The 4,093-nt window shown below is 58.3% G+C and carries 2 protein-coding genes and 1 pseudogene; 2 read left to right on the forward strand and 1 reads right to left on the reverse strand.

The window, feature by feature from the left end:
• The first annotated feature begins 436 nt into the window (after positions 1–436).
• The gene (locus ABZ194_RS30080) at positions 437–1,762 is read left to right on the forward strand and encodes a PIN-like domain-containing protein (protein ID WP_355600400.1); all 1,326 of its coding nucleotides are present in this window, start codon (positions 437–439) and stop codon (positions 1,760–1,762) included.
• A 386-nt stretch (positions 1,763–2,148) separates the two neighbouring features.
• Positions 2,149–2,799 carry an HAD family hydrolase gene (locus tag ABZ194_RS30085; protein ID WP_355600401.1) on the forward strand — a complete coding sequence of 217 codons (651 nt, stop codon included), beginning with the start codon at positions 2,149–2,151 and terminating at the stop codon, positions 2,797–2,799.
• A gap of 389 nt (positions 2,800–3,188) precedes the next feature.
• Here the strand turns inward: ABZ194_RS30085 and ABZ194_RS30090 are convergent.
• Positions 3,189–3,929: pseudogene (locus ABZ194_RS30090) on the reverse strand (transposase).
• Positions 3,930–4,093 lie beyond the last annotated feature (164 nt).

The following is a 4,093-nucleotide window of genomic DNA, read 5'->3' on the forward strand; positions in this document are numbered from 1 at the left end:
CTTGGCCTCACGATCCAGTGGGGGGTTCGGGGTGGACATGATGGTCTCCGTAGTAGCCGGAGACCCGGGTGTCAACGATGTCTGTCAGTTTTAGACGGAGGCCGCTTACTCCGAATGAGAACTTTCTCTACGTCTTCAAGGCGCGTGCCGCCTGCGGCGTCCCGCGCGCGTTGGGCGGTCGCTGGCCGCGCTGCGGCTCTTCGGCCGGTCGCGGCCAGCACCGCCCACGCGCGGGACACAACGCAGCCGTGTACCGCGAAGCTGCAGAGCTGTATCCGCCAGGCCGAGATCAGTGGTTGGCAACGACCGGAAACGCCTGTCTGGCGCTGAGTTAGAGCGGGATGTGCGCGATCTTACGAGCTTTACAGATGTATGAGATAGAACCGTACTATAAATCCCGTTCCAGATATGGTCTGGCACGGCTATCATCCACTGTGTGGAAAGCATAAATTCGGCTGCTGACCAGAGCTTAAATCATGAGTCTGCCTCTAATAGTCTTAGGCAACTATTCCCGGGATACTTCCCTCCAGGCGATAAAGATCTGGAGGTCTTCATAAAGGAAGGGCTCGTCGCCTTTGACACCAACGCCCTATTCGACATCTATAGGTTTAGCATTCGGGCACGCTCAGAGTTTTCATCGGCACTCAAGCTGCTTGGTGAAAGATTATGGATACCGAACCGCGTTGGTCAGGAGATTCTGGATCTTAGGCTTGAGGTTATAAGAGAATGCGCTGAGGCGAATGAAGTTTTTGATGGCGAGCTTCGAAAATCATTCGATATTTCCCTGAAGCAGATTCGAAATTTCGGCAATCGGCGCGGCTTAACAAAGCGGCAGGTATCTTTACTTGAAGATATAGCGAACCGTGCATTTAGGAATATCTCCTCACAGGCCGATAGCTTCTTTGATTTTGATCTCAATGTCGACGAATCCATTAGGGATGACAAGATCCTTATTGACCTTGAAAAGATTATTGAAGGGAAAATAGGCAAATCTCTCGATAATCTGAAGGCGGAGGAGGTTGAAGGGGCTCGACGTATCGCCGAAAAAATCCCTCCCGGCTATGCTGACCACAAGAAGGATTCTCAAAAGGCGGTAGGCGACTATATCTTGTGGCGACAGCTTTTGATTGAAGCTGCGAGTCGCGCTAAGCCTGTTCTGCTCGTTACGAACGATCAAAAGCCCGACTGGGTTCGGGAGGTCTCGGGGAGGAAAATTGGACCGAGGCCTGAGCTAGTTGCCGAGATGTTGCAAGTAGCGGGGGTGCCATTTCATCTTATAACTGTAAAGTCTTTCCTGCTTCTTGCGCAAGAATATCTTGGGGCGGAAGTTAGCGCAACTACGGTCACACAAGCGCAGCAATTTAGTGGAATGAAGCCCGGTGAGAATCGAGGCTATATTTATGTGTCTAGTATAAAGGCTGCACTTGTTGCTGCTGGATGGGGGGCTTACGAGGGAAATTGGGACCTTTTTCCTGATCTGCTCGTCGAAACTGACTTTGGCAGGATTGATCTAATCGTCAAGGCTTATGGCGATGCCCCGATACCGTTCGAAGTTGTCAATCAACTTATTGGCTATGCAGAGCGTACTTCTTGGATAAAAATTGTGCTGGTCTCCCAGAGTCGGCTAACCCGAAAAGCTTACAAGGATCTTGTGGAAAGTGAAAATATTGGCTTCATTCATTGGAATTCAAGTGATGGTGGCGAGGTTCTATGTCGCCAGTTGGCTGAGGAATTCTATCGCCTAGGTTCAAGGCGGGATTAATTGGTTCGCGATACTCGATATGTGGGCATCGGGTCTAGAATTTCAAAGTATCTATCAGAACTTCTGGGCAGGCAGTGCGGGTTACTATGATGCCGTTAATAGGCCAGACGTAGGGTTGTCGTCCTCCTGGTATGGTGCTCTTTCAACTGCCGCGGGGCTTCCGCTCCTCGGGCCTAGCGGCCCTGCGGTACGGGTCCCCTTGCCATCGGATGACAGGGCGGGTCGCCAGCCGCAGAGCTGTGTACAGCAACGCCGCCTTACGCGAGTACACGCCACCGGCCCGTAACTGGCTCTTCAACAGGGCGATGAGCTCTCGACGTCGTGACTGGCTCCTTTTGCAAACAAGCACTCAAGTTTGTGTTGACAATCCTGCGTAGGATGTCGTCGTGCAACGACTGGCGCTCTTCGACTTGGACAACACCCTCATCAACCTGGATGAGGCGTTCCAGGTGTGGGCTGGGGAGTTCGCCGCCGAGTATGGCCTTGGACAGCGAGCCATTGATTGGCTGCTCGCTCTCGATCGGGCCGGCTACCCACACCGTGAGGTTTTCTTCACCAAGGTCCGCGACCGCTTCACTTTGCCCGAGCGGGTCGACGAGCTATGGAGCCGTTACCGTCAGCGCATGCCGTACCTCGTCCACTGTCGATCCGAGGTGATGGACGGGCTGTCTCGACTCCGCGCGTCGGGTTGGAAGGTGGCGATCGTCACCAACGGAACCGCGGACAACCAGCTTGGCAAGATCCAGCGGACGGGACTGGCTGAGGCCGTTGACGCCTACGCGCTCTCAGGGGTCGAAGGCATCCGTAAGCCCGACATCGGGCTGTTCGAAGTCGCGGCCCAGCGCTGCGGTATGACCCTCGAAGAAGGAGGATGGATGGTCGGTGACAACCTCGTCGCCGATATCGGTGGGGGACAGGCGGCAGGGTTGCGTACGATCTGGATCGACCGAGGCACTTGGGACGACCACGATCACAACGCGGATCATGTCGCCACCGACGTACTTCAGGCCATGGAGATCCTGCACAGCGAGCGGTGATCGAGCAGCCATGCCCGCAGCTCGGCGAGGAATGCCGTACAGCAGTCCCGTACAGCAACACCGCCTTACGCGATCAAACGCCACCGTACCGCATCTACCGTCTGACCAGCATGTGAGCGCTCCGGCCAGGGATCTGCCGTTGACTCGTAATGAAGGGGTCTGGGGTTCGATTCCCCAAGGCGGCTCCAGCTCAGAAGCCCCCTGCGGTGACGTAGGGGGCTTCTGCGTGTTTAACTGCGTTACTAAGGTTCCCGGATCATGTCCCGAAGATGCGATCCATGGCGGTCGCGCCGCTCTGGAGAACGGGCCGGATCTGCTTCCGGTAGACCAGCTCGGTTACGGCTGTGCTGCGGTGACGGGGGCTCGCCCCGAGGTATGGACACCGGTTGTCATGCGGCGAGCAGCACCCTATCGATGGTTCGCTGCTCGTAGTCGATCGGGCTCAGATAGCCCAGGGTGGAGTGTCTCCTGCGGGTGTTGTAGCGGGTGATCCACTTAAAGACGGCCAAGCGGGCCTCACGCGCCGAGGACCAGCACTTGGCGCCCTGCGGCGTCTCGCGTTTCAACGTGGCGTTGAACGCCTCCGCCACGGCGTTGTCGGCGCTGGACCCGACGGCTCCCATTGACTGGCGCACGCCGAGCTCGGCGCAGACCCTGCGCGGCATCGGCCGCGGCCCGCTCCGCCCGGGCCGGCGCCGCCTTGATCCACCGGTAGAAGCCCGAGCGGGACACCTTCAGCACCCGGCGCGGCCGCTTGACGCCGAAGACGTCCCGATGGTCGTCGACGAACTGGAAGCGGCTCACCAGTTCGTCTCTCCCGCGAAATATTTCGCGGCCCGGCGCAGGATGTCGCGCTCCATCTCCAGCTCCCGGATCCGGGCCTTGAGCTGCTTGTTCTCTTCTTCCAGCACGTCGTCGGACGATAGCGGGCCCCGCACCGGCTTCCTCATCGGGCCCCGCTCCTTGGCACCCGCGGTGCCCTCCGCCTGCGCCTGACGCACCCAGTTACGCAGCGTCTCCCGGCTGATTCCCAGGTCCTCGGCCACCGAGGCCGGCGTCCGTCCCGGATCGGACAGGTACAACGCGACGGCGTCCGCCTTGAACTCCGGCGGATACGACTTCATCGCCACGCAGAACTCCTTGTCTCCGGATTTCCATCATCTGGTACTCAAGGTGTCCACACATCGGGGCGAGGGCCCGATCCAGTCCGCGGCGGCCAGCTTGGAGGACGGGGCCAGCGCCCGGTTGGCGACCAGGGCGAACAGCACCCGCTCGGTGGTGGTCATGTCCCGGC

This window comes from Streptosporangium sp. NPDC006007 (genome assembly GCF_040614315.1).
Taxonomy (GTDB): Bacteria; Actinomycetota; Actinomycetes; order Streptosporangiales; family Streptosporangiaceae; genus Streptosporangium.